At 67.7% G+C, this 5502-nt stretch carries 5 protein-coding genes; 1 reads left to right on the top strand and 4 read right to left on the bottom strand.

The features are described from left to right. Nucleotides 1-269: 269 nt before the first annotated feature. Both ACDELDRAFT_RS18460 and ACDELDRAFT_RS18455 read right to left on the bottom strand, forming a co-directional pair. Entirely contained in the window at nt 270-575 is a 306-nt protein-coding gene (locus tag ACDELDRAFT_RS18460; RefSeq protein WP_005799518.1) for a flagellar basal body protein, read from the bottom strand. A gap of 178 nt (nt 576-753) precedes the next feature. Continuing rightward, nucleotides 754-1692 carry a LysR family transcriptional regulator gene (locus ACDELDRAFT_RS18455; RefSeq protein WP_005799517.1) on the bottom strand — a complete coding sequence of 313 codons (939 nt, stop codon included), beginning with the start codon at nt 1690-1692 and terminating at the stop codon, nt 754-756. A 310-nt stretch (nt 1693-2002) separates the two neighbouring features. Here ACDELDRAFT_RS18455 and ACDELDRAFT_RS18450 point away from each other — a divergent pair, with 310 nt between their 5' ends. Beyond that, complete coding sequence (locus ACDELDRAFT_RS18450; RefSeq protein ID WP_005799516.1) at nt 2003-4219, top strand: c-type cytochrome; 2217 nt, start codon at nt 2003-2005, stop codon at nt 4217-4219. A gap of 100 nt (nt 4220-4319) precedes the next feature. Here ACDELDRAFT_RS18450 and ACDELDRAFT_RS18445 read toward each other — a convergent pair whose 3' ends face one another. After that, entirely contained in the window at nt 4320-4955 is a 636-nt protein-coding gene (locus tag ACDELDRAFT_RS18445; RefSeq protein WP_005799515.1) for a response regulator transcription factor, read from the bottom strand. Next, nucleotides 4952-5502: sensor histidine kinase (locus ACDELDRAFT_RS18440; RefSeq protein ID WP_005799514.1), on the bottom strand; the 551-nt coding region annotated here is incomplete at its 5' end. The genes ACDELDRAFT_RS18440 and ACDELDRAFT_RS18445, both read right to left, overlap by 4 nt.

Below are 5502 nucleotides of genomic sequence, written 5' to 3'. Positions count from 1 at the left end.
CGGCCCAGGCGGCGCAGAGCGCCCCGGTCCCGCAGGCCGCCGGCGCGGCGCCCCAAGGCGCCTGAGGCCTTCATCCCACCATTGAAAGGAGCCATTGCCATGAACACCATCCCCTTGCGCAGCCGCACGGCCACCGGCCTGGCTTTTCAACGCTGGCTGGTGCACCGCCTGGCCACGCTGGGCTCTGCCGCCTGAGAGCGCTGGCCCAGAACCACCTTGCCCCGCAAGGCGGGGATTCCGGGTGCCACGGCATCTGCCGCAGCCGCGCGTCAGGCCTTGACGTCGAGCAGCGAGCCCATCATTGCGTCCTGCGTCTTGAGGGTCTGCAGGTTGGCCTTGAACGCATAGGTGGCCGAGATCTGCTCCACGGCCTCCTGCTCCAAAGCGACGCCCTTGGCGTCCTGCTCGCGCTGCAGCGTGGCGCGCACGCCTGCGCCATCGGCATCGGCTTGCTGCGCAACGGCCTCGCGGCGGTAGCCAGAGGTGTTCATGTTGGCCACGTTGTTGGCCGATGCGTCCAGGCGCAACTGGGCGGCCTGGAGTCCGGAACTGGCAATCGACGAAATGCTGGCCATGGGCGCTGCTCCCGCTTTGACAAAAGCGCTGCAAAGATAATGAAAGCGCATTGTCCGCCGGTTGCGAAGGCCCGGCAAGCGCGCCCCACGCGACCGGGGCCTACGGTGGCCCACGCGCCCGCAGAAAGAGAACGCAGGAAAGGCGTTAGCCCCGGGCGCAACGGCCAGGCTGCGGCTTTCAACGCGCCCGGTGCGCCTCTTCAAGGCATTGGGCAAACGCCTGCGCCGCACGCGGTGGCTGGGGCGACTTGCGCAGCACGCTCACGAACTGGCAGGGGTAGAAGAACTGTGCGGGCTGCACGGCCTGCATCAGCCCGCGCCGCTCGAAACCCTCGGCGTAGTGGTCTGGCAGAAACCCCAGGTAGCGGCCCGACAGGATCAACGTGGCGATCGACTCCTGGTCAAACCCCGTGGCCTTGCGCGGCAGGCGCGCGCTGTGGCTCAGTTCCATATTGGGCGAGTGGTAGCCCAGGCCCGCGAACTGGTAGGCGTGCAGGGCCTCCCAGGTGAGCGCGCCTTGGTCGCGGCCGAACAGCGGGTGGCGGGCGCCGCAGTACAGCAGCATGGTCTCGCTGAACAGGTGGGCGTACACCAGGCTCTGCGAGGACCGGTGCGCGGGGATGATGCCCACGTGAAAGCTGCCGTCGATCAGGCCGCGCTCGATGGCGGGGATCGACGCCACGTGCATCTGCAAGCTGACTTCGGGCGCCTGCTGCGCAAACAGCGCGATCGCGTCGCCGATGTGCGCGGCCGGGTTGCTGGCGGTCTTGTCGAACACGGCCACTTCCAGGCGGCCGCCCATGCGGCGGTGGATGTCGTCGATGCTGCTGCGAAACGCATCGACTGCGCTGAGCAGGCGCAAGGTTTCGTCGTACACCCGCTGCCCTTCAGCCGTGAGGGCAAAGCCCGCGCGCCCGCGCCGGCACAGCGTGAGGCCCAGGCGGGTTTCCAGGTCTTTCATGTGGCGGCTCACGGTGCTGGTGCCGATGTTCAGCTCCAGTTCGGCGGCCGCCATGCCGCCGCACTCGGCCACGCTCTTGAAGACCTGCAGCAGCCGCAAATCCATGTCGCTGAGCTGGCCCAGCACGGCGCGTTCACGAGGGGAAGGGGTAGGCATCGGACGCAGTTGGTGCACGAAAGGTAAAAGGCGGCTCCAAGCCTACCAGCACAGGCCCCGGTATCGAACGCCAGCGCAATAACCCGAAAAGGCTATGCCCCTACCCCAAAGCGGTACTGATGCGGAGGCGCTGCGCTCCCTACGATTGTTTCGAGGGCCGGACCGACGGGCGCCCTGTGCGAGTTCGTACAAGTGCTCAGCGTGCAGTGGCGTTGCGCTGCGAGGTGCAAGGGTATTTACGGCCCGCTGCCGACTGGACCCGCCGGCGCATTCTGGTCAAGATTCACACATAACAACATCTATTTTTCCCATGAAGAATCCCCTTCACCACCCATCCACATTCGTTCGCCGCGCAGTTCTATTCGGGGCACTGGCGGGGATTTTCGTGGGCGCATCGCCCGTGATCGGGCAGGCCCTTGAAGCGGCGGCGAGCGCGCCGTCGAAGCACGCCCTGGAGCCGCAGGTCATTGATGACCTGCCGGCCAACTACGCGGCCGATCTGCCGCCCGAGCAGCGCAGTCTGGTGGAACGTGGACGCTATGTCGCCCGCCTGGGCGACTGCGTGGCCTGCCACACCGGCAACAAGTCCCAGCCCATGGCCGGCGGCCTGGCGCTGGAAACACCGTTCGGCAGCCTGTACTCCACCAACATCACGCCCGACAAGACCACCGGCATGGGCAGCTACAGCTTCGATCAGTTCGACCGCGCCATGCGCAAGGGCGTGGCGGCCGACGGCCGCAACCTCTATCCGGCCATGCCTTACCCCTCGTACGCCAAGATGACGACGGAGGACATGCAGGCACTGTACGCCTATCTGATGCAGGGCGTGGCCCCGGTGCAGGCGCCCAACAAGGCTTCGGAAATGGGCTTTCCTTTCAACCAGCGGTGGGGCCTGTCGCTGTGGAACTGGCTGTTCCTGGACGCTACACCGTTCCAGCCCAGCACCCAGCAAAGCCCTGAGTGGAACCGCGGCGCCTACCTGGTACAGGGCCTGGGCCACTGCGGCGCCTGCCACACGCCGCGCGGCGTGGCGTTCCAGGAGAAGACCATGACCGGCGAGGGCAAGAACGGCGCCTACTTCCTGGCCGGCGAGACGGTGGAAGGCTGGCGTGCCCTGAGCCTGCGCGACCTGTGGACGCCCAAGGAAACCGCCGAGATGCTGAAAACCGGGCGCAACCGCCACGGCACGGTCTCGGGCAACATGGTGGACGTGGTGCAGCACAGCACGCAGTACATGAGCGACTCCGATCTGCTGGCCATCGGCACCTACCTCAAGTCCCTGCCCGCCGGCAAGGACGACCTGCCGATGCAAGTGGCCCAGGGCCCGGCGCCGCGCATCGCGATTCCGGCGCGCGCCATGGGCAGCACCGAAGCCAATGCCGCCGACGCCGCGCACTACAACGTGCCCGCCGATCTCTACACCAGCCGCGGCGGGCTGGGCTACCTGCAGTTCTGCGCCGACTGCCACCGCGCAGATGGCGGCGGCGTCAAGGACGTCTTCCCCTCCCTGGAAGGCAACCGTTCGCTGCGGGCGGACAATGCCAGCACACTCATCCACATCATGCTGACGGGCTGGACCACGCCGGTGACCCAAAGCCACGCACGGCCGCTGACCATGCCCGCCTTTGCCCAACTGGGCGACCAGGAGATCGCCGACATCCTGAACTTCACCCGCCGCAACTGGGGCAGCAAGGATGCGTCGGAAATCAAGGCCGGGGATATCGCCAGCCAGCGCAAGCAGCTCCACGCGCAGCCTGACAACTCGCGGCCCTTCGAAACCCCACGCCTGGCCGCCATGCTGGCCGAGCCCAACGCCAAGCAACTGGTCTACGGCGCGCGCCTGAACATCGAAACGCGCGATCTGCTGCCCAAGAACGTGGGCAATGCGCTGAACTGCGCCAGCTGCCACCTGAATGCCGGCACCGTGGCCGATGGCTCGCCGTATATCGGCATCTCTGCCTTCTTCCCCAGTTACGCACCGCGCGCCGGCCGCACCATCACGCTGGAAGACCGCATCAACGGCTGCTTCCTGCGCTCGATGAACGGCAAGCCGCTGCCGCTGGATTCGGAGGAACTCAAGGCCATGGTGGCGCTGTTCGACTGGATGCGCCGCGAGACCAAGCCAGCGGACAAGGTGGAGGGCCGGGGCGTGGGCAAGGTCAGCCAGAGCATCATCCCCAACACCGAGAACGGCAAGAAGATCTACCAGGCCCAGTGCGCGCTGTGCCACGGCGCCGATGGCGAAGGCATCAAGAACGCCAAGGGCCAGTGGGTCTATCCGCCACTGTGGGGCGACGAGTCGTTCAACATTGGCGCCGGCATGGCCCGCACCTACACGGCGGCCGCCTTCGTCAAGCGCAACATGCCGATCGCGATGCACAACAAGTTCCCGCTGGGCCAGGGCGGCCTGACGGATCAGGAAGCAGTGGACGTGGCCGAGTACTTCAGCCACCAGCCGCGCCCGGACTTCGCCGGCAAGGTCAAGGATTGGCCCAAGGACAAGAAGCCTGCGGACGCTCGGTACTGAGAAACCGTGCATGACTTGGCAGCGGCCCCGGCCGCTGCTTCTTCAGGCGGAATCCCCTTACGATGGCTTTTCGAGCCATGGGGGGGGCGGGGCCGCAGGTTCAGCCGCCGTCCAGGCCCTCCGGGTCGGCGCGCAGGATCAGGCGGGCCAGGTCGGCGGCATGGCCGCTGCCGGTTTTTTCGGTGATGCGCTGGCGGTGCACGTGCACGGTGTGGTCGCTGATGCTCAGCTGACGCGCCACTTCCTTGTTGCTCAGGCCCATTGCCAGCAGGCGCGCCACGTCGCGTTCGCGCGGCGACAGGCGCCCCAGCAGCTCCTGCGCGGCAGCGCGCAGCCCCTGCTCGCGCTGCGCCGCCAGGTTCACGCGCACGGCGTGGTTCAGCGCATCCAGCAGCGCCTGCTCACGGAAGGGCTTTTGCAAGAAATCGATGGCGCCCGCGCGCATGGCCTGCACAGCCTGGTCGATGTCGCCATGGCCGGTCATGAACACGATGGGAAACGCCCGCCCCAGGGCGGACAGGCGCCGCTGCAGCTCCAGCCCGCTGATGCGCGGCATGCGAATGTCCAGCAGCAGGCAGCAGCCCTGCGGCGCGGGCACGGGGTCGGCATCCAGAAAATCCTGCGCCTGCGCGTAGCCCACGGGCGCAAAGCCCAGCCCCTCCACCATGAACAGCGTGGAGCGCAAAAAGGCGGAGTCATCGTCCACCACGTGGACAACGGGAAGGGGTGCAGTCATGGCGCAATGTCCTGGGGCGTGGGTGGCAGGCGGATCGCCGTCGGGGCCAACGGAAGCAGCAGTTCGAACACCATGCCGGGGTCGCCCGCCGCGCCGGCCGGGCGGGCCTGCAGCGCGCCGCCATGCGTTTCGGCAATGCCGCGGCAAATGGCCAGGCCCAGGCCCAGACCGTCGGGGCGGGTGGTGTAGAAGGGTTCGAACAAGCGCGCGCGCTCGGCCTCGCTCAAGGGGGCGCCCTGGTCTTGCACGGCCATGACCAGGCGGTCGCCCTGGCGTTCGATGGTGATGGTGATGGGTGCCTCCGCCCGGCCGGCGGCGCGGTGGGCATCCAGCGCATTTTTCAGCAGGTTGAGCAGCACCTGCTGGATCTGCTGCGGGTCGCCCGGCACGCGCAGGCCCGCGCTGCCCTGCGCACATTCCACGCGAATGGGCGGCGCCTGGCCGAGCAGGCCGCAAAAAAGGGCCACCGCTTCGTTCGCCAGCGCCACGGGGTCGTTGAGCGCGCGCACCGGCACGCGCTTGCGCGCCAGCGCGCGGATGGCCCTCG

The organism is Acidovorax delafieldii 2AN, from assembly GCF_000175235.1.
Taxonomy (GTDB): domain Bacteria; phylum Pseudomonadota; class Gammaproteobacteria; order Burkholderiales; family Burkholderiaceae_C; genus Acidovorax; species Acidovorax delafieldii_B.
Note: the sequence above shows the minus strand (reverse complement) of the source record. Positions and strands in the feature narration are given on the sequence as shown.

Bases quoted from the DNA above. Each gene is read 5' to 3' on its own strand.
- ACDELDRAFT_RS18450 (WP_005799516.1), top strand. From the start codon at position 2,003: ATGAAGAATCCCCTTCACCACCCATCCACATTCGTTCGCCGCGCAGTT.
- ACDELDRAFT_RS18455 (WP_005799517.1), bottom strand. From the start codon at position 1,692: ATGCCTACCCCTTCCCCTCGTGAACGCGCCGTGCTGGGCCAGCTCAGC.
- ACDELDRAFT_RS18460 (WP_005799518.1), bottom strand. From the start codon at position 575: ATGGCCAGCATTTCGTCGATTGCCAGTTCCGGACTCCAGGCCGCCCAG.
- ACDELDRAFT_RS18445 (WP_005799515.1), bottom strand. From the start codon at position 4,955: ATGACTGCACCCCTTCCCGTTGTCCACGTGGTGGACGATGACTCCGCC.